This is a genomic window from Undibacterium sp. FT79W, from assembly GCF_014284215.1.
GTDB classification, from domain to species: domain Bacteria; phylum Pseudomonadota; class Gammaproteobacteria; order Burkholderiales; family Burkholderiaceae_D; genus Undibacterium; species Undibacterium aquatile.
In genome coordinates, this window is the sequence record NZ_JACOGB010000004.1 from 233,488 (window position 1) to 252,689 (window position 19,202).

Consider the following 19,202-nt stretch of genomic DNA (forward strand, 5'->3'; position numbering starts at 1 on the left):
GGAAAAGCATGATTTCAGAAAAAGCAGTGATGCGGGTGGCTCGACCCACCGATCATCTCAGCGTGATCACCAGAATGTACATCGACGGGCTGGGGTTTGTTTTGCTGAGCCAATTTGCAGATCACGATGGCATAGACGGCGCGATCATCGGACATCCGCAGCACAACTATCATCTGGAATTTACTCAACATGTTGGCTCGCATGCCGACTCGTATGCATGTAAGGCACCGAGCCAGGATCATTTGCTGGTTTTTTATCTTCCCGACGAGGCAGAATGGCGGCGTGCTTGCGAGAACATGCAACAGGCGGGATTTTTGCCGGTGCGCTCCGCTAATCCTTTTTGGGACGTGGCCGGTAAAACTTTTGAAGATGCCGATGGGTACAGGGTGGTGTTACAAAATCGCGCATGGTCTTTGTAGTGCATTGCTGAGGTCAGATCTTCATCACGCCGGAAAGTTTTGCGTAAATTCTATTCCTGTTCAACAATACCGGATCGCAGCAGTAAAAAGTCACAGGTACGACCGGTAATTTTTTTCTCAGATTCATCTCAACTTGTTCACCGCTTTTCAAGGATGTATTACTTCATGAATTTTGCTTCGCATACAGCGTTCTCTATCCGCAACGCACGCGTCGTCACAGCGGATCAGGTGCTGACTGGCGGTATCGCCGTTAGTCACGGGCGTATTGATGATGTTAATTCAGGCGCGGCAACGCTGACGGGTACTGACTGGCATGGCGATTATCTGTTACCCGGTCTGGTGGAGTTACATACCGATAATTTAGAAAAGCATCTGATGCCGCGCCCGAAAGTGAGTTGGCCGGTGCTGCCCGCGATCATCGCGCATGACGCGCAGATCGCCTGTTCCGGCATCACCACGGTGCTGGACGCGATTGCCATCGGCGATATCGACCCCGACAGCGTGCGTACACAAATGATGCAGGCCTGCGTACAAGGGCTGGCCGGTGCCAGGCAGGCGGGCGTGCTGCGCACCGATCATTTTCTGCATCTGCGGCTGGAGCTGGCAGAGGCGCGTTTGCTGGAATTATTTACGCCGTTTTTAAATGACGAGCGTTTGCGGCTGGTGTCGCTGATGGATCACACGCCGGGGCAACGACAATGGACAGACCTTGAACATTACCGCGTCTACGTCACTGGCAAGCGCGGCTGGACGCATCAAAAAGTGGATCAAATGCTGGAAGTGCTGAGTGATCGCCAGCAGCAGTATGCAGAACAAAATCGTGCGCAGATCGTCAAGCTATGCCGCACTCAGGCGCATGGTATTCCACTGGCGACGCATGACGATACTACGCACGCTCATGTGCTTGAGGGCGTGCGCGACGGCGTGACGATTTCTGAATTTCCAACCACGCTGGCGGCCGCACAGTTTGCGCATCAGCACGGCTTATCCATCGTCATGGGCGCACCGAACCGGGTGCGTGGCGGCTCACATTCCGGCAACGTCTCTGCGAGTGAATTGGCACGCCATGACTTGCTCGATATTTTGTCGTCAGATTATGTTCCGGCCAGCTTGCTGCATGCCGCTTTTTTATTGCAGGAAGATGGTTACTCTTTGCCGAAAGCCGTGTCCACCGTCAGCCTGCAACCCGCGCGGCAGATAGGTTTGCAGGATCGCGGTCAGATCGCCCACGGCCTGCGTGCCGATTTTATCCGCGTCCGCATCATTGAAGGGATTCCTGTTGTGATGGGTGTTTGGAGGCAAGGTTTGCAGATTGCTTGATGCGTAGCCAAAGTAGATAATGCCTGTGAAGAAGAGTGCTATTCGCCCGTTTTAACTCCTAGAGCCCGATATCATTCTTCGGTGATGGTCATACCAAGGTCTGCAGGCGTTAAATCGCTGATGGGCGTTGCTCTTATTTTTTTCACCAAGCTCTTGGAAAATAAGATGTATTTACCTTCTGAATTGGGTTCCCGCAGAATAAATATTCCACCACTTCCATCTTCGGCGTCATACATCTTATTCAGTAATTCGATAGTCAGTTTGCCTTGGCTACGTTCAGAGATTTGTTGATTAATTTTATCTGTGAAGAAAACCTGAATTTGTCCGACACCATTTTTGTTTTCTTCAAACACACGCCTCACTGGATGCAATAGCAACGTGGTTGGTTTTCCATTGGGATTAGCGAGCAGGCTTCTTTGGTAGCCGAGCAAAAAAATATTTGCACAAGCGGAGGCACATATACCGCGCGCAAAAGTAGATAATTTTTTTTGCTCAATACGTTTTCTGAATTCTTCTACAATCTCAACGCCATCATTCGCCGCACCGAGAGAATTTGATAAAAGGATGCCTTTGATCTCAGGGTCAGCAACCAACGCCTGATCATAATTTTCAAGATGTTTCTTTGTTATTTGTCCGGTTATTTCAAATGTTTTTGGGAGAGCGGCGTTATCAGCTAATGCGATTTGTGAGACTGAGAATATCAAAGCAATCACACTGAGTTTTTTAAAGAACATATACGCCTCAACATTTTTCAAAAAAAGAATTAACTATTAGTCAGTGTACCTCTTCCGAAAATTCGAACCATGCACAATTAACGCTCTCCAGGCAGACTCAAGTTCAAAAAAAGAACAGAACTACGCCAGGCCAGATACACCGAAATTCAGTTCGCCAGAATATTAAAAGCCGCTAGTCCTATTGCCTGGTCGTTACGAAAATCACGCGACAGTAGCGTGTGAAATTACAACACTTAAGTAATTATTTTGCACTGACAAAAATGCCTGTATCGCAAACTAATTCTGGGTAGTCTGCCAACCTTTACTCAGGCATACGTATTGATACGTATTGCATTGCGGAAATTTTATGCGATTGATTTATGTTGGAAATCAAGAAGCCACTTTGTTTTTTAATTTATATTTCCAATTGACAACTATATGGTGCGCGGTTACGTTCTCAGCACGAGAAAATCTGCCCTGCTATTTGCGGCGTCAACATGCCGGGGTGTTTAATAAAATTGGAGATAAAAATGCGCATTCGTTCGCTACTGAGTAGTCTTGTATTGTGCCTGTGCGGCGCAGCATACGCGGAGGAGCCGCCGATCCGGATCGGGGTCATTGGCCCGTTCACCGGCAAATCATCAACCGATATGGGTGAAAGCATGCGCGGTGGCGCGCGTGTATTTCAGGCTGATCTGAATCAGATTGGCGGCGTACTCGGGCGCAAAATTGAACTCGTTGAACGCGATGATCAGGCCAAGCCAGAGCTGGGTGTGGCGATGGCAAAAGAACTGATAGAAAAAGAAAAAGTCGTAGCGGTGGTTGGTTTTGCGAATACGGGTGTTGCGCTGCAGGCGGCGAAAGTATTTCAGGACGCGAAAATTCCGCTGATCGTCAGTGTTGCCACAGGAGCTGGCTTAAGCAAATTCATGCCGCCAGCGGTTCCGCACAGCTATGTGTTCCGTTTATCGGCCAGCGACAGTATTCAGCCCGTTGCGATGCTGCATGATGTGGTCGACAAACGTAAGCTGACGCAGATTGCGATTCTGCATGACGACACGCCTTACGGTCAGTTCGGTAAAGATAATCTGGTTGCTGAGCTGCAAAAACGTAAGCTGGCACCAGTCAGCGTGCAGAGTGTGAAAATCGGTGAGCAGGATATGACCAGCCAGATGACGCAGGCGAAGCAGGCTGGCGCGCAGGTCATTATCTTGTATTGCCTGTCTTCGGAAGCAGCAGCAGCCGCGAACAGCATGAGCAAGGCAAAAGTGAATCTGCCATTGGTCGGCAGCTGGATTCTGTCGCAAAAGAGTTTTGCTGATACTGCCGGTGGCAATGCAGAAGGTGCGCGTATGCCAGTGACATTTATCGAGAGTGATTCCACCCGCAGCAGCAGTTTTTCTTTGTCTTATCTGCGTTTAAATAATGCCAAAATTATTCCTTCCGCAGTAGCTGCAGCGCAGACTTATGATGCCCTGCGTTTGTTGAGTCTGGCGATCATGCAGGCAAACTCGACCGAATCTGAAAAGATCAAAGATGCGTTGGAAGATATGAAATACGAAGCCACGTCGACGGTCGTGACACGCTATAAAAAGCCTTACACGAAAGCAGATCATGAAGCGATTACGCAATCGATGGTCGTCATGGGCGAGATTCGTAAGGGCAAAGTTTCCTACGCGTATAAAGAGGACGCCAGCAGCGGCCTGATTGTGCGTACTAAATAATTCAGAAAGTCGCCTGACTTTTCTGCAAAGGCAGCAGGCAGCTTATTTTTCGGTCGTTTTAACGACCGTCACAGTACAGGCTGCCTCTGCCACTACCTGCGCGGAAACGCTGCCCAGATAGCGTCTTAACGCTGACGTGCCGCGCGAGCCAATGATGATGTGATCGACATCGTTGTTGTGCGCATATTCGATAATCGCACCTGCCGGATCCGGCGCTTCAATCACGTGAAACGTGATTTTGTCCGCGCTGATATTCAACGGTCTGGCCCAGTGTTTGAGATCGACCAGTTGTTTGACGTGGATGTTTTCGCCCTGTTTGATCAGGCTGTCGTCCATTCCTATGCGACTGGTTTTGCGTATGGTCAGGCAGGCCAGCCTTGCACCGGGTTCGGTCTGCAGCATCCGTCGTGTGATATTTCTCAGGTTTTCTGCCAGTGCTTCAGAGCCGCGCGTCAGATCAAGCGCGGCGACAATGATCGGTGCCTTCGCTAATTGTTCCGAAATACTGTGTTGCAAGACTGGCTCTATGCCCGAGGCTTTCAGACGGCGTTTGATCACAGAAAGATAGCCATCCTGTTGCGCTTTTTCTGCACGCCCGGTCAGCGTCAGTTGTTCCGGGTACTGCAGCAAAAACGCTAACTGTGACGCCGTGTCAAAGCGCGCCGCCGGTTCTACTTCCAGGCAACGCAGAATAATTTCTTGCAGCCAGGCTGGGATATCCGGCCGGTGGCTGCGCGGCGGAATCGGGTCGCGGTATAAGCGTTTCTTTAAACCTGAAACGGAGGTCGGATGACCGAAAGGCCGTTCGCCAGTCGCCAGATGGTAGAGTAAAACCCCGAGTGAAAATAAGTCACTGCGCGGTTCATTGCGCACACCCAGCACTTGTTCCGGCGAGATATACGGCCCAGTTCCCATAGGCAGGCGAAATTCTTCATCCAGCAGATCAGGCAGGCGATCATGGCGTGATAGACCAAAATCGATCAGCACCGCTACTCCATCGCGGAACATGATGTTGCTTGGTTTGATATCCAGATGAATCACATTCTGCCGGTGTAAATCCTGTAAAGCATTCGCGACTTTAATGCCGATAGTGACAACTTCGCTGATCGGTAACGGCGCTTGTGCGAAACGACTGCGTAAGGATTCACCTGCTATCTGTTCCATCACGATATACGGCTGCGCATCAAAATCACCAGAGCCGAAAAAACGCGGCACGTGTACGCCTTTGAGCTTAGGCATGATCATCTGTTCGACTTCAAACGCGACGATAGCGGTCGGGTCGTCAGAAGAGTACAGCAGCGGTACTTTCATGATCAATGGCGGCACACCGTCTTCCAGCCCCGGTTTGCCGACATGACGCTGGCGTAAATCGGTGACGCGCCAGAGTGCAGCCATCCCGCCGGTATGTAATTTTTCTTCTAAGCGGTAGCCATCAAATTCCATCCCGGCCTGCAGGCTGTGCGGGCTCATCTTAATTTCCCGTCAGAAGGCGGGATGCCAGCGCTGCTGGCAGACCCGCGCGCAGAATTTTTGCAGAAGCGGTTTCGTGATCGTAAGGAACACGGTAATAGGTCAGCTCCAGCGTCTCGGTATCGAAGGTCGCGTAGCATGCCGCAGGGTTGCCATCGCGCGGCTGACCGACGGAACCTGGAATGACCAGCCAGCGTCGTTGCTTGCTCAGAGGGATGCCATTTTCCGGCGTTGGCAGAAACTCCCCGGTTTTTCCGGTCATCGTCATGTGATACAGCGTTGGCACATGCATGTGCCCGCAAAAGGTGATTGCTGCTTTGGATGCATGCATGCTGCGCATGGCTTCCATGACGCCGTCGATGTATTCCCATTTTTCCGGCGCCCAGGCATTGGCGTGGACTAATAGCAGATCCTGTAATTCAATCCGGTAGGGCAGCTTCGCAATAAAATCGATTTGTGCCGGATTCAACTGAGCACGCGTCCATTCAATCGCCTGACGCGCGGTCGGATTCATGCCTTGTTTATCTTCCTGCAGAATCGCGACGTCGTGGTTACCCATCAGAACGTAAGCGCCTTTACCGACATACTCCATCACGGTTTGTACAACCCAGGCAGGATCAGCACCGTAGCCTATCAGGTCACCAAGGAAAGCGTAGCGCGTTACGTTTTGTTGTTCTGCATGTGCCAGACATGCGGCAAATGCTTCGCGGTTCGCATGCAGGTCGGTCATCAGCGCGAGCAGCATAGGTCTCTTCCATTTATATAATTAGTTTTATCTGTCTTGCGGCTATCATTTTAAGTTAGCTGGCTAACGGCCAGCTTACAAGCTTATTTTTAAGCTTATTTGGGTAATGATGCCTGATATTGATGATAGCCGCGTGCGCGCAATTCGCAGGCAGGGCAGGTACCGCAACCATGACCCCAGTCGTGCAATTGACCGCGTTCGCCGAGATAGCAGGTGTGGGTATCGGCGCGGATCAGATCAATCAGGCTTGTACCGCCGAGCTGTCCGGCAAGTTCCCAGGTTTGCGCTTTATCTATCCACATCAGTGGTGTTTCCAGTTTGAGGCGGGTTGCCATGCCCAGATTCAGCGCAACCTGAAGAGCTTTCATGGTGTCGTCGCGGCAATCTGGATAGCCGGAAAAATCGGTTTCACACATGCCCCCCACCAATACATTCAAGTCGCGGCGATAGGCGAGCGTGGCCGCTACCATCATGAACATCAGATTGCGCCCCGGTACGAAGGTATTCGGCAAGCCGTTAGCCTGCATTTCGATGGCAATATTTTCCGTCATTGCCGTATGGGATAATTGCGAAATCAGTGACAGATCTATCATGTGATCTTCGCCAAGCCGTGTTTGCCATTCTGGCGAGAAACTGCGGATTTTCTCCAATAAGGTCGGACGTACCGTTAACTCGATCGCATGGCGCTGGCCATAATCGAAACCGATGGTTTCCACGTGGGCATAACGCGACAATGCCCATGCGAGACAAGTGGTAGAGTCCTGCCCGCCGCTGAACAACACCAGCGCACGGTCGTTATTACTAAATTTATTCATTTTGCAAACTAAAAATAAGGATGGATGAAGTAGGGAGAAACCCTTTGTACTTCATTCTGTCATGATGGTAAGGTTCGTGTGAGATGAATGTTATCGCAAGCCCATGAGTTTTCCTAAAAAATTTCTATCCTCCTCGTTTTTGTCCGTCATCGATCAGGGCATGCTGAGTGCCCTGAACTTCTGCATCGGCGCTTTGCTGATCCGCTTGGTAGATAAAGACGATTATGGTCTGTATGGTCAGTTATATGCTGGCGGGCTGCTGGCGGGCCTGATCGTTGATTCATGGATAGCCGGGCCGCTGACAACGGTCGCCAGTGCGGTGCATGAAAATACTCGCAAGCTATTGTTGCGCCGTTACTGGCAGCGGCAGATCTTCTGGACGGTGGCGATGGGCGTAGCGGCGTTTCTGATCGTCGAATTTGTCCCAGCCGCCACGCATCATAGTAATAAAAACTGGTTAATGGCGGCCGCGTTCGGCCTCTATGTGATCGGCAATGGCCTGCGCGAATACGGTCGCACTGTCGGCTTTATACAATCCGATATTCATAGCGTATTGCGGCAGGATCTGGTGTACGTCGCGGCGGTGTTAGCAGGGATGCTCAGTTTGTATTTATTTGAAGTGATCGATGTTGCCCATGTTTTCATCGTGCTGGCATCTGCTTCATTTCTGTGTGCGTTATTTGGTCGTCATCGCATCATGGATCGCACGGCAACGCAGGTCCGTCAGGTTGATGCGGAAGACGCTGATATTCTGCATGAACATCAGGAAACCATACGCGGCCATGGTCGCTGGGCGGTGCTGGGGGTTATCGTTGGCTGGCTGTCAAATTACAGTTACGTCTATCTTTCCGGTGCATGGCTGGGGCTGGCGGCGATTGCCGACCTGAATGCGTCGCGTTTGCTGCTGATGCCAATTCCGCTGGCAGTGGCAGCCTGGTCCCGGGTCGCACGACCAGAAGCGAGTCGTCTGATGGCAGAACATAACTGGAGCGGTCTGCGCAAGCTGACCATCGTTTCTATCTTAGGCATTGAACTCGTTGTGTTTGCGTATGTGGGCGCGATGTTACTGACTTTGCCGTGGTTGGAAGCATATGTGATCGGCAGCAAATACAGCGGCCTCGGACCTTTGATTATGCTTTGGGGCGGCTATTTCGCAATCAATTCTGTACGCACGATAGGAACGTCATGGCTGATGAGCGGCGGCGCTTTCCGCTCTATGTTTTTTCTTGGAACGGTCACCTTGATACTGGTGGTGCTGATTACCTATCAGGCGATTCCATATTGGGGCGCTGCCGGTGCGATCTTTGCGCTGATCGCTGTCGAAGTGTTTGAAACGGTGGTGGTCTGGAAATATATTTTGCCCGCTTTACAGAAACGCCCTAAGCCACAATTGCCCGCATAAAAAGATACGTGATTGCGGTTTTGTCCTTGTTTAAGGCATTTTTTGACTGGCTGGAGACCCAATAAATACGCGGGGTTCCAGCGGTCATTCATTTGTCGGTATTGGTGCAGCGATGCGCGCCATATTCCATCATTCCGGCCATATTCATCGCTTTATTTCTTCACACTTTCTATGATCTGATCAACATAGTCGCCATCTGCATCGCTGAATTTCAGACGTACCGGATACCAGTCAAGGGCTGGGGCAAGCCAGATATCAAGTGTCTGATCTTTAGAATCCGGCGGCGGTGCTTTACTGATATGGATCGTCGCGAACTCACCCAGAGGCGTGCTGGTTTTTTCACTTGCCAGCACTTTGAAACTCCAGGGCTCGGCATCGCGCCGTCCGGCGACAAACATTTTCCACTCGCTGCCCGGTTTGAACTTATCACCAGCGGCACGCGCATACGCAATCAGTTGCCAGGTGGCGCTGGTTCTGTCTTGTTCGCCGCCTTTCAGAACGTAGGTTTCATCCGAGGCGGTAAAGCGCAGGGTTTTGCTATCGTGCTCGAAGCTGGTGATGGTCTCTGGTTTGCGAAAACGTTTTTCGACAAATTTTTCCGGTGCCAGACCGTAATCACTGATATGACCCTGACTGCTGGCATCGAGGATTTTGCCGACCAGCATCGCGCGCGTTTCTGTCACGACGCTATATTTTTTGTCGCTGACTTCCCATTTGACGGTTGCCGCACCACCTAGCGGAATGCCGCTTTGCTTTGCCTTGATCGTGTAAGAAAGCTCGGCCGCCGGTGGCAGATTAAAGGCCATCTTATTGAAATGTTCCGTTGTGCCTGCGTTTGCCAGCGGAGGGCTAAGAGCCGCGCTGGTAAGTACAGCGGCGATCAGACGAAGAGAAAAAGGGTGGGACATATCATTTTCCAGAAGTGGATTGAAGCTGAATTTTACTGACCGTCTGCGTCGTGACGGCGCCGTTCGTTTCGGTATTGCGGATTTGTACCGGATACCACTGATAAGCAGGTGCGAACCAGAGTTCCAGCGTAGAGTTATACAGTCCTGTGCGGGGCGGACGCTTGACATGCCAGGTCATGATTTTGCCGAGAGCCGTATCAATTTCTTCCTGGCCGATGACGACAAAGATGAACTGGTTCGCATCGCGATCCTCGGCAACCTGCACCGAAATTTGTCTGCCCGGCTGAAACTGTTCCGGCGAGGCGATCCCTAATCCCGCCAGTTGCATAAAGATTGTCGCCCGGTCTTGCGCACCTTTGCTCAGCTCGGTGTTTTTATTCGATGATGAAAAGCTCAGCTGGTTGGCATCGTAATCAAAATGCGTGGCCGTTTCGCTGCGCCCCCGCCGCGTTTCGCTCATACGCTTAGGTTGTATTCCATTCGCGGACAGATTGCCTTCGCTTTGCAGTTTGTATAAATTCAAGCTGGTGAACAGCAAATCCAGCGATGCCTGCACCTGCATCTGATATTGCCCGTCCTGCGCTTGCCAACTGATCTCGCCGAGGCCGTATACCGGATTCATGTTCGGCGAAATACGCACGACTTTCATATGCATTTTGCCGGATGGCGGCGCGGTGATTTTCAGTCCGGCTAATTCGGTCACTGGATTATCCGCGTTATTGGTGCTGGCTGCCGATGCTGTGGCTGTTGCTGGCACTGGTTCCGGCGCAGATATCTCTTGTGCCGGAGATGCAAGTTCCTGATTTGGCGCGGGTTCGGTGACCGCTGCTGTCGGTGGAGTTTCCGCATCGCTTGCTGCCGTGGGCGGCGTGTCGTTCAGTGTTTGATCCGACTTGACTGCTGTGGTCGTCGGTGTTGCTGTCTTTCTGCGTGCCTGTGGTTTTGGCTTTACTTTTTGGGGAGCTTGAACAGCGTGCACGATGGTGGCCGGGACTTCTTTTAACTGAACTTCTATGCTGGTGGTTGCCGGTGTCGCCGCTGGCTTTTCGGTAACAAGGCTTCCCGACAATAAATGCCATAAAAATAGGTGAAAAGCGATCGCCATGCCTGTGAAGATCAGGGCGCGAGAGCGGAAGCGGGCAGGTAAAGTGGAAAGGGTAATGCGATTCATGGCGACAGTGTAAACGCTTGCAGGTTTAGCTGCGATGACATTGCAGGAATTTTATACGGCGTAGAATGCAGGTCTTTGCCTCAGTATCACTTTTGATTATTTATTTCTGGTTATGACATTTTTTCTGCGCATCACAATTGCAGCATTCCTGAGCCTGTCGTTTTCAACATCCTTTGCCGTAACGTCTAAAGAACCTTTGCCACCGATACGCATTGCGATGATCGATGGGATGAGCGCAGCGTTCACGAATGCCGGCGAAGCGGTGCAGCGTAATTTGCAAATTGCGATCGACAACATCAACGCGCGCGGTGGTGTCCGTTTGCCTGATGGCCAGCATGCGCTGAGCCTGAGCGTGTTTGATAACAAACAGGGTGTGGAAGAATCCCTGACCTTGTTACGGCAGGTGACTGACCAGAAAATTCCTTTTGTGGTGCAGGGCAACAGTTCTGCTGTCGCTGCAGCGCTGATCGATGCGATCAACAAACATAACCAGCGCATGCCTGATCACCGCGTATTGTTTCTGAATTATTCCGCCGTTGACCCCGTGTTGACGAATGAAAAGTGCAGTTTCTGGCACTTTCGTTTTGATGCGCATGCGGATATGCGTATGAACGTGCTGACCGAGGTCATTAAAGACGATAGCCGCGCCAAAAAAGTGTATCTGATCGGGCAGGATTATAGTTTTGGGCGCCAGGTTGGTAAATCGGCACGCGCGATGCTGGCGCGCAAACGGCCGGATATCAGCATCGTCGGTGAAGATCTGCATCCGATAGGCAAGGTCAAGGATTTCGCGCCGTATGCCGCAAAAATCAAAGCCAGCGGCGCGGATACAGTCATCACAGGTAACTGGGGCAATGATCTGACTTTGCTGGTGAAAGCGGTCAAAGAAGCCGGGATGAACATCAAGTTTTACACTTTCTATGCAAACGGCCTTGGCGCGCCGGCTGCGATAGGCGATGCGGGCATAGGGCGGGTGCGGGCGGTCGCTGAATGGCATCCGAACGTCGGTGGCAAAGCGAGCGACGATTTCTATCAGGTATTTCGTAAGCGCTATCCTTTGGCAAAGGATGATTATGTCCATCTGCGTATGCAACTGATGCTGGAAATGCTGGCCAGCGCGATAGAAAGGGCTAAATCTACCGAAGCAGCAGCGGTAGCACGGGCGCTGGAAAATGCGAGTTTCAGCAATGGTTTTCACCAGGCACTGATGCGCGCGGAAGATCATCAGTTATTGCAGCCTTTGTACGTATCCGTCATGCAGAAAAAAGGCGATGCCGGAACCCGTTTTGACAATGAAGGCAGCGGTTACGGTTTTAAAACCGAGCGATTCTTTGAATCCGGATTGACTGCATTACCCAGCTCATGCAAGATGGATAGACGTTAGCAGAACGCTATTCAGTCTTCACATGCAGTGTCATCATGGCGTGCAGACGGCGCCTACATAAGGAGTACACCGATGAGCAATCCTTTTTCTGGTTCTGATATTCCCGGCATGAATTCTATGGGTGACCCGCTCGGATTTATCAAAAAACTCTGGGGCAGTATGAATGTTCCGGGCATGGTCGCACCGCCGATGTCGGTTGATGAACTGGATAAAAAAATTCAGGATCTGAAAACCGTAGAATCGTGGCTGAATGTGAATATGAACATGTTGCGTGGCACGATACAGGCGCTCGAAGTCCAGCGTGCCACGATTGCGACATTGCAATCACTGGGTGAAAATTTTGCCCAGCACATGCAGCAGGCAAGTGCGCAAGCCAATGCACAAGCCAGTGCGGCGCAGACGGATATTCCGAAACCCGGTTCGTCTAACGCGTCTGATCATACCAGTTGGCCTATGCCACCGACAGCGGCGCCAGCACCAGCGCCAGAGCAGGAGTCTGCACCTGAGCCAGCACCTGAGCCTGAGCCGGAAAGTATCCCGCCGCAAGCAGCGGAGACTGCAGAGAAAACGCCAGGCTCCGCCTCTGGCAATGATGCCGGTACGCCGTTTGCGAACCCGGCAGCCTGGTGGAATCTGCTGCAGAATCAATTCAAGCAAGCGGTCAGCCAGGCAATGGAAGGCGATGGTCTGGCAAAAGAAACACTGAGTAAAGCGGATGCGACAAAGCAAAAAACGAATGCCCGCCCAGGAAAATCTGCGACAGCTTCAGCAAAAACAGCGGCAAAGCCAACAGCGAAGGCGAGTGCCTCTGCTGCTACCAAATCAAAAAATAAAACCGGAGTGAGCAGCAAGACGGCAAGCAAAAGTACGCCAAAAACGGCCACAAAAACAGCAGCTAAAGCAACTACAAAAACGCCGCAAAAATAATAAGTCATCTGTGTTTTTTGCCCTGAAAATTCAACGTAAAGTGACATCATGCGACATATAGAACGACACAAAACGCACCGCATAGGCTGGTTGCGTGCCGCTGTGCTCGGGGCTAACGACGGTATTGTTTCAACGGCCAGTCTGGTACTCGGTGTGGCGGCAGCCGGAGCGGCCTCCAAAGATATTCTGATTGCGGGAGTTGCTGCGCTGGTAGCTGGCGCAATGTCGATGGCAGCGGGGGAATACGTATCGGTCAGTTCGCAGGCGGATACTGAAACGGCGGATCTTGAACGCGAGCGCAGGGAGCTGGCGGCAGATCCTGCGCATGAGCACGATGAGTTACGGGATATTTACATTGCCCGTGGCCTCGATGCAGAACTGGCGGCTGCGGTGGCGACACAACTGATGACACACGATGCACTCGGTGCGCATGGACGCGATGAGTTGGGGATTTCCGATGCATTGGCGGCAAGGCCTGTGCAGGCGGCTCTGTCATCGGCAGCCACTTTTTCAGTGGGAGCAGTATTACCTTTGCTGGTGGTTTTCTTGTTTCCCGTCCATTGGCTGATGTGGTCGGTCGCGATCAGTGCGCTACTGTTTCTTGCTGTACTGGGGTCGGTTGCGGCGTATGCCGGTGGTGCCTCGGTGACGGTGGCGGCTGCCCGTGTGACCTTCTGGGGAGCGCTGGCGATGGCGCTGACGGCCGGCGTCGGTGCCTTGTTTGGCGTTGCGGCCTGAAACGGCTGATGTTTCATGACCAGCAGATCTGCCTCAAAGGGAACATCGGCAGTCGATAGTCTAACGGGCAATATCCGCAACGGGAGATGGAATACCTTTCCGTCTCCCGTTTCTCATGCCGCGTATTTAGCTGCGGGCGCTGCGCAGAGCGCTCTGCACGTCTGTATCACTCCAGTTGACAGTGCGTGATTCACTGGTCGCACTGCAACTGATTTTTACCTGATTGTTGGCCAGCATCTGCACACCGACATTCACACAGCTGGTCGTAGTGCCACCGACGGCAACATTATAGGAGCCGCTTGCAGGACGGTTCGTCATGCCGCTGGTATCGCTGCTGAAGATCAGATTCTGTGTCGTGACCACGCGACTGGCCGCAGCATTGCTTTTGCTGTAGAAAAAGCCAGCATTGCTGTTGAGACTACTGCCATTATTAACTGCGGTACTGCCAACCGATGTGACAGCGTAGCTACTGGCCGCGCCCATGACGAATGTGGCACTGCCGTTGCCGATCTGGCTGGTATCTCCGCTTCCAGTCTCGTTGTCGGTACCGTTGAAGCTGGTGTTACTCATTACATACTGCGTCACAGCAGGGTTATCACCCGCATTGACGTTCAGGTTGCCGGCACTCTGGAAATTCAGACTTTTCACTGAGCCCGTGAATACTGGTGTGCCACTGAAATTACCGAGATAGGCATTATCTGCCGGGAAGCGCCGCACACAGTTGCTGAGACTGGTTGTGCTGCCGTTAAAGCTGACGCTGCCGCCTTTCGGGCAGTTACCGTTGTTGCCGGCCATAATCAGCAGATCGTGCAGATTCAGCACAGCCTGCATACTGATCCAGCTTTCTGCAAAAACTTTCATTGCTTCCGTCATTCCGGATGATGTACTACCCGTCCCGCTAGTACCTCCGGTGCCACCGGTACCACTGTTATTGCCGGAATTGCTGCCGGAGCCTGAACTGCCGCCACCACATGCACTGAGTGCGCTGATCAGACTCATTACCAGAAGAGCTTTTTTCATGCCGTATCCTTATAAATGAAAAGAAAAACAGGTCGCTGCACCATCGTATTGACAGGCAGGACGACGCTTCCTTTGTATGAACGGAATTCTTTTGAAAAAAGCGCCACGCCGAGGCATTTTTTTTAGAAAGCAGAATAGAGAAGAACGACAGACGTGTTACGCTTGCCCCGCTTAATGCCTGGCTGGCGCTTGCCAGCGACAGGCGGGATATTGTCTGCAAATGGCGTCTGCGCGCTGCCGTAACTGAGCAGATTGCACGGAGTCTTCAGGCTGAATGGCGTCAGCGAGCCGCAGCATGGTCAATGCATACCAGATACCATTGCGGGTATCGTCAGCCTGTTCGCGTATGGCGAGTGCTGCTTTCATTGCTTCTTGTGCGGCTGCAGTCTGGCCTCGCGCCAGATAGACATTGCCGATAGCCTCGCGCATGCTGGCTTCAAATCCTGCCCAGTAGTCGCGCTGGCCCGGCTGCAGGAAAAATTCCAGCTCAGCCTGCATCTGGGGTAAGGGCAGCAATGCCTGGTCACTGCCGGCCAGCAGTGACAGACCAAGCCAGGCCTGAGTGCGGGCGAAATGATTTTTTTTTGCCGCACTGGTCAGCACTGCGCGGTATTCGCGGATAGCTTCGTCACGATGATGTGATGCTCTGGCAATTTCGGCATTCAGCAAATGTATGCCGCTGGCTCTGCTGGGTTGTTGCGGCCAGTGTTGTTTCCATAGCGCGAAATTGTCACGGGCAAAGCGGCGTGCGGTCTCTGTATCTCCGAAATACAGCGCAACACTACCGCAGTGGTTGAACATAATGTTGCGCAGGATGGGATAGCGAATCGGTGTTTTCCAGGGGAACTGGTCGCAAACGCTGCGCATTTCCTGCAGATTACCGCTGCGGTACAAAATTTTCAGATAGCTCGCGCTGGCATTTTCCAGATAATCCAGTTTCTGATTGCGCCAGTCAGGCAGCAGCATGATTTCATAGGCCGCCCGCGCATAGACAATGCCCTCCGGGCGGCGCAAAGCATCGACCAGCATATCGGCCAGATAAGCTTTGCTTTCCGACACAAAATAATGATTTTTGCCCCAGATATCTTCCATGCTTTGTAATGCCTGCAGGCGCGCTGCGGCAGATTCTCCGGTTCTGCCCAGAGTATCCAGTGTGATGGCGACACTCTGCAGAGATTCTGCGGTTTGCCACGCATGTGCGCCATACAGTTGTTGCCGTAGTTGCAGGGATTCGTTAAAGGCCGCCAACGCGTTCTCAGGGCGGTCAGAATTCAGATACGCGAGTCCCAGATTTTCCAGAGCAGACGAGAGTTCTGCGCGGTCTTTTGCGGCCCGCGATAAACGTACTGCCGTTTCCAGATACTGAATATCTCTCGGAAATCCGGCGGGGTGCAGGTTGACGCCGCAATGTCCGGCCTTGCGGTAAGCGACCGCCAGTTTTTCATCGGGGGCATGGTGACGGCGGTAAATTTCCAGCGCTTGGTCTGCATACTGGCAGGCTTCCTGACTGCGGTTATTTCCACTCAGCCATTCAACCGCATCGAGTAACACTCCCGCGTATTCATTGCTGTCCTGTCCGTATCTCTGCCTTGCCTGTTCCAGACTGACTTGATAAATACGGACGGCTTCATCCTGCAGTCCCAGTTGTATCGTCAGCTGCCCCAGGTCGTGTAACAGTTTTGCCCGCTCCTCGGGGTGCGCCTGCAGTTCGTTAATAAGCCGGTCAGTACCGAGGCGGACCAGATCCTTCAGCGTCATCTGGCGTCTTGCCAGATCCAGATCCGGCTTCTGATCGGGATTGAACAGACTGACGACGAACTGATACATTGCTTTCGCTTTAATTGCCTCGGTCTGAGCAATGCGCGCCTGATGCAGGGAAACTGCGGTTGCTGCAAACAGAAAGCAAATCAAAAACAGGCCGCTGGCTGCAATCCAGCGGTGTTTGAGTAAAACACGGCTGCTGCGATACCACAGGCTGTCGGGCCTGGCACTGACAGTGTCTCCCCGCAGATAGCGTTTCAGATCGGCCGATAATGCATCGACCGTGGTGTAGCGCTCCAGCGGTGATTTTCGTAGTGCTTTGAGGATGATCGCATCCAGATCACCGCGCAGCAGACGGCGCTGTTTGTTTTCCTGCAATCGCTCTGAAGGCGGTGCCACCGGATCATGCAGAATTGCCTGCTCCAGCGCGGCACGTGAACGGTTTGCCGGTTGATATGGTGTGACGAACGTGAGTAACTCGTAGAAAACGATCCCGAGTGAATAAATGTCACTGGCAATACCCGGTGCTTCACCGCGTATCTGTTCCGGTGAGGCGTAGCGCCAGGTGACCGGGCCTGTACTTTCTCCGGTTGGTGCCGCCTGAGTCATAGCGACATTGTTGCCACCCTGCAGAATTTGTGCGATACCAAAGTCGAGCAGGCGCACATAACCCTCTTCGGTGACCAGAATATTGCTGGGCTTCAGATCGCGGTGTACTACCAGATGCGAGTGGGCATATTGCACCGCTGAACACACCTGCACCATCAGTTGGATACGTGCGTGCAAATCCAGCTTTTGTTCGCGGCACCAGTCAACGATGTGTCTGCCCCTGACGTATTCGAGCGCCAGCCATGCCTGTTGTTCGCTGCTGATCCCGGCATCATATAAGCGGGCAATATAGGGATGTGTCAGTTGCGAGAGGATGTCGCGTTCACGGATAAAGCGCGAGACTATCGTTCCGTTCAGCGTATCCGGATAGGGCAGTTTTAAGGCAATTTCACGTTTAAATTCGCTGTTTTTCTGAACCGCGAGCCAGACGCTGGCCATACCGCCCTGGCCGATTTTCTTGCGCAGTTCCCACGGGCCTATCGTCATTCCTTCTTCATATATCACTGGCAAAGGATTGCGTGTACCCTCATCCAGCGTGATTTTCGGCGTGGTCAGCAGAAAAGCGTGTTCTTCCGCCTTGTCATGTGCTGCGAGTAGCTGACAAAGACGACGATGCTGCTGCGGATTCTCAGTCGCGAGTCTTGACAGTCGTTGTTGTCTTTGCGCCGGGTTCAGATCCATGACTTCATCAAACAGCACCGATATCAGATGCCAGTCTTCACCGGGAAGTACCACCGAATGTCTCCAGAAAAAAGGGATGCTGATCAGAACGGAAAAATCACAGGAAAAGCGTCACCGGATTGGTAAAACGCTTCAGCACAGTGCTTCAAACAGTAAGGCTCTTGCCTTCAGCCAGTCACGTTGTACTGTACGTCTGGCGATGCCGAGAAAGTCGGCCGTCTGTTCTTCACTGAGTCCGGCGAAGTAACGCAGTTCCACGACTTGTGCCAGACGCGGGTCGATCTGCTCCAGTTCGTTCAGCGCATCATGTACACGTAAAAGCTCAGATTCATCGGGGGCACTGAGATCGGGCTGGGAACTGAGTTCGACATGTTCTGCACTGCCGCCATGACGCTCCGCCTGACGGCGGCGCGCATAATCAATCACGATAGAACGCATCGCACGTGAGGCATAACCGAGAAAATAATGTTTTTCTGCGAGCTGAAGCTGGGTGTTGGCATTCAGACGCAGCCACATTTCATTAATCAGGGCGGTGGTATCAAGCAAAGTCAGGTGACCGCTCTGGCGCAAACGCGCGCGCGCCATGATGTGTAATTCAGGATAAATTTTCTGCATGAGTTGTTCCGCTGCAAGCGGGTCTCCTGCCCGTGCGCGCGTACACAAAGAAGCAAAATCATCCATAAGCGAGTCATTTATCCGGTTCGGGAAATCGGCTATTTTAAAGGACGCTGTCTCTTTGTCGCAGGAAAAAGTATCCCGGATGTCAGGCGCTTAGCTTACTGTTGTTGTCGCAATGTGGTCAGTGCCTGTTTTGTCCATGCGACCCGGCTTTCTTCAAAACTGATACCGGCCTGCAAAATCAGATAATGAATTTGTGCTTCACGCAACAAAGGCCTGTGACTGAAATCGCGTTGTTCTATTGCCTTGTAATTTTCTAATTCCTGTTCATGCAACTTCAGACGACGCTCCATTTCTTCTATCAGGCCGGGCGCACCGACGGCGGCGTCGGCCCGTAGTCGTACCAGCATATCGTCGCGCAGGCGCATAGGCGCTGTGCTTTCGGCGGCCCAGCGCTGCAATTCAGTGCGTCCTGCCGGCAATACCTCGAATCGCTTTTTACCCGCGCGGCCGCCTTCGACCTCACTCGAGCTGACCCAGCCGTTTTCCTCCATACGTGCGAGTTCACGATAAATCTGCTGATGCGTCGCATGCCAGAAATAACCGATGGATTTATCAAAGCGGCGTGCCAGTTCATAACCGGAACAGGGTTTTTCGATCAGGGAGGTCAATAAGGCGTGAGGCAGGGACATAACAGCACTAGAGGAATTATTCGAGCTTGGTTGGCGACATTTTATATGCAACCAGTTGCATATATAAAGTTGTTTCGCTATTCTC

17 protein-coding genes are annotated in these 19,202 nt (G+C 52.3%); 7 read left to right on the forward strand and 10 right to left on the reverse strand.

All coding sequences use genetic code 11. The annotated features are described in order from the left end of the window. The first annotated feature begins 8 nt into the window (after positions 1-8). Complete coding sequence (locus H8K38_RS08660; RefSeq protein ID WP_186884418.1) at positions 9-419, forward strand: VOC family protein; 411 nt, start codon at positions 9-11, stop codon at positions 417-419. A gap of 165 nt (positions 420-584) precedes the next feature. After that, positions 585-1,739, forward strand: a complete 1,155-nt coding sequence (locus tag H8K38_RS08665; protein WP_186884419.1) for an alpha-D-ribose 1-methylphosphonate 5-triphosphate diphosphatase — start codon at positions 585-587, stop codon at positions 1,737-1,739. Between the two features lie 71 nt (positions 1,740-1,810). Here the strand turns inward: H8K38_RS08665 and H8K38_RS08670 are convergent, their stop codons facing one another. Then, entirely contained in the window at positions 1,811-2,473 is a 663-nt protein-coding gene (locus tag H8K38_RS08670; protein ID WP_186884420.1) for a hypothetical protein, read from the reverse strand. Between the two features lie 509 nt (positions 2,474-2,982). Between H8K38_RS08670 and H8K38_RS08675 the strand changes: the two genes are divergently transcribed. After that, positions 2,983-4,176 (forward strand): ABC transporter substrate-binding protein, encoded by a 1,194-nt coding sequence (locus H8K38_RS08675; RefSeq protein WP_186884421.1) that lies wholly within the window; start codon positions 2,983-2,985, stop codon positions 4,174-4,176. Between the two features lie 42 nt (positions 4,177-4,218). Here the strand turns inward: H8K38_RS08675 and H8K38_RS08680 are convergent, their stop codons facing one another. The 3 genes from H8K38_RS08680 to queC all read right to left on the reverse strand — a co-directional run bounded on the left by H8K38_RS08680 (position 4,219) and on the right by queC (position 7,206). Beyond that, positions 4,219-5,646 carry a bifunctional serine/threonine-protein kinase/universal stress protein gene (locus H8K38_RS08680; protein ID WP_186884422.1) on the reverse strand — a complete coding sequence of 476 codons (1,428 nt, stop codon included), beginning with the start codon at positions 5,644-5,646 and terminating at the stop codon, positions 4,219-4,221. 1 nt (position 5,647) lies between these two features. Continuing rightward, positions 5,648-6,391 (reverse strand): metallophosphoesterase, encoded by a 744-nt coding sequence (locus H8K38_RS08685; RefSeq protein WP_186884423.1) that lies wholly within the window; start codon positions 6,389-6,391, stop codon positions 5,648-5,650. Between the two features lie 95 nt (positions 6,392-6,486). Further along, positions 6,487-7,206 (reverse strand): 7-cyano-7-deazaguanine synthase QueC, encoded by a 720-nt coding sequence (gene queC / locus H8K38_RS08690; protein ID WP_186884424.1) that lies wholly within the window; start codon positions 7,204-7,206, stop codon positions 6,487-6,489. A gap of 103 nt (positions 7,207-7,309) precedes the next feature. Between queC and H8K38_RS08695 the strand changes: the two genes are divergently transcribed. Beyond that, positions 7,310-8,608, forward strand: coding sequence for a lipopolysaccharide biosynthesis protein (locus H8K38_RS08695; RefSeq protein ID WP_186884425.1), 1,299 nt, complete (start codon positions 7,310-7,312; stop codon positions 8,606-8,608). Positions 8,609-8,760: 152 nt separating this feature from the next. On the opposite strand, the gene H8K38_RS08700 is transcribed toward H8K38_RS08695, so the two are convergent. Together H8K38_RS08700 and H8K38_RS08705 are read right to left on the reverse strand one after the other, a co-directional pair. Beyond that, positions 8,761-9,516, reverse strand: coding sequence for a DUF3108 domain-containing protein (locus tag H8K38_RS08700; protein WP_186884426.1), 756 nt, complete (start codon positions 9,514-9,516; stop codon positions 8,761-8,763). Between the two features lies 1 nt (position 9,517). After that, on the reverse strand, positions 9,518-10,687 hold the full coding sequence (locus H8K38_RS08705; RefSeq protein WP_186884427.1) for a DUF3108 domain-containing protein: 1,170 nt from the start codon (positions 10,685-10,687) through the stop codon (positions 9,518-9,520). A gap of 112 nt (positions 10,688-10,799) precedes the next feature. On the opposite strand from H8K38_RS08705, the gene H8K38_RS08710 reads away from it, so the two are divergent. From H8K38_RS08710 to H8K38_RS08720, 3 genes are all read left to right on the forward strand, one after another. After that, positions 10,800-12,071: a branched-chain amino acid ABC transporter substrate-binding protein gene (locus H8K38_RS08710; RefSeq protein ID WP_186884428.1), complete on the forward strand. Its 1,272-nt coding sequence runs from the start codon at positions 10,800-10,802 to the stop codon at positions 12,069-12,071. Positions 12,072-12,143: 72 nt separating this feature from the next. Then, positions 12,144-12,998 (forward strand): PhaM family polyhydroxyalkanoate granule multifunctional regulatory protein, encoded by an 855-nt coding sequence (locus H8K38_RS08715; RefSeq protein ID WP_186884429.1) that lies wholly within the window; start codon positions 12,144-12,146, stop codon positions 12,996-12,998. Positions 12,999-13,046: 48 nt separating this feature from the next. After that, the gene (locus tag H8K38_RS08720; RefSeq protein ID WP_186884430.1) at positions 13,047-13,736 is read left to right on the forward strand and encodes a VIT family protein; all 690 of its coding nucleotides are present in this window, start codon (positions 13,047-13,049) and stop codon (positions 13,734-13,736) included. A 126-nt stretch (positions 13,737-13,862) separates the two neighbouring features. Here the strand turns inward: H8K38_RS08720 and H8K38_RS08725 are convergent, their stop codons facing one another. From H8K38_RS08725 to H8K38_RS08740, 4 genes are all read right to left on the reverse strand, one after another. Further along, on the reverse strand, positions 13,863-14,756 hold the full coding sequence (locus tag H8K38_RS08725) for a hypothetical protein (protein WP_186884431.1): 894 nt from the start codon (positions 14,754-14,756) through the stop codon (positions 13,863-13,865). Between the two features lie 171 nt (positions 14,757-14,927). Further along, positions 14,928-17,861, reverse strand: a complete 2,934-nt coding sequence (locus H8K38_RS08730) for a serine/threonine-protein kinase (protein ID WP_186884432.1) — start codon at positions 17,859-17,861, stop codon at positions 14,928-14,930. Positions 17,862-17,939: 78 nt separating this feature from the next. Beyond that, positions 17,940-18,488: an ECF-type sigma factor gene (locus tag H8K38_RS08735; RefSeq protein WP_186884433.1), complete on the reverse strand. Its 549-nt coding sequence runs from the start codon at positions 18,486-18,488 to the stop codon at positions 17,940-17,942. Positions 18,489-18,583: 95 nt separating this feature from the next. Further along, on the reverse strand, positions 18,584-19,117 hold the full coding sequence (locus H8K38_RS08740) for a PadR family transcriptional regulator (RefSeq protein WP_186884434.1): 534 nt from the start codon (positions 19,115-19,117) through the stop codon (positions 18,584-18,586). Positions 19,118-19,202 lie beyond the last annotated feature (85 nt).

Coding starts and splice junctions, on each gene's coding strand:
- H8K38_RS08715 (WP_186884429.1), top strand. CDS start 12,144: ATGAGCAATCCTTTTTCTGGTTCTGATATTCCCGGCATGAATTCTATG.
- H8K38_RS08740 (WP_186884434.1), bottom strand. CDS start 19,117: ATGTCCCTGCCTCACGCCTTATTGACCTCCCTGATCGAAAAACCCTGT.
- H8K38_RS08720 (WP_186884430.1), top strand. CDS start 13,047: ATGCGACATATAGAACGACACAAAACGCACCGCATAGGCTGGTTGCGT.
- H8K38_RS08665 (WP_186884419.1), top strand. CDS start 585: ATGAATTTTGCTTCGCATACAGCGTTCTCTATCCGCAACGCACGCGTC.
- queC (WP_186884424.1), bottom strand. CDS start 7,206: ATGAATAAATTTAGTAATAACGACCGTGCGCTGGTGTTGTTCAGCGGC.
- H8K38_RS08660 (WP_186884418.1), top strand. CDS start 9: ATGATTTCAGAAAAAGCAGTGATGCGGGTGGCTCGACCCACCGATCAT.
- H8K38_RS08700 (WP_186884426.1), bottom strand. CDS start 9,516: ATGTCCCACCCTTTTTCTCTTCGTCTGATCGCCGCTGTACTTACCAGC.
- H8K38_RS08710 (WP_186884428.1), top strand. CDS start 10,800: ATGACATTTTTTCTGCGCATCACAATTGCAGCATTCCTGAGCCTGTCG.
- H8K38_RS08685 (WP_186884423.1), bottom strand. CDS start 6,391: ATGCTGCTCGCGCTGATGACCGACCTGCATGCGAACCGCGAAGCATTT.
- H8K38_RS08725 (WP_186884431.1), bottom strand. CDS start 14,756: ATGAAAAAAGCTCTTCTGGTAATGAGTCTGATCAGCGCACTCAGTGCA.
- H8K38_RS08670 (WP_186884420.1), bottom strand. CDS start 2,473: ATGTTCTTTAAAAAACTCAGTGTGATTGCTTTGATATTCTCAGTCTCA.
- H8K38_RS08675 (WP_186884421.1), top strand. CDS start 2,983: ATGCGCATTCGTTCGCTACTGAGTAGTCTTGTATTGTGCCTGTGCGGC.
- H8K38_RS08680 (WP_186884422.1), bottom strand. CDS start 5,646: ATGAGCCCGCACAGCCTGCAGGCCGGGATGGAATTTGATGGCTACCGC.
- H8K38_RS08705 (WP_186884427.1), bottom strand. CDS start 10,687: ATGAATCGCATTACCCTTTCCACTTTACCTGCCCGCTTCCGCTCTCGC.
- H8K38_RS08695 (WP_186884425.1), top strand. CDS start 7,310: ATGAGTTTTCCTAAAAAATTTCTATCCTCCTCGTTTTTGTCCGTCATC.
- H8K38_RS08735 (WP_186884433.1), bottom strand. CDS start 18,488: ATGGATGATTTTGCTTCTTTGTGTACGCGCGCACGGGCAGGAGACCCG.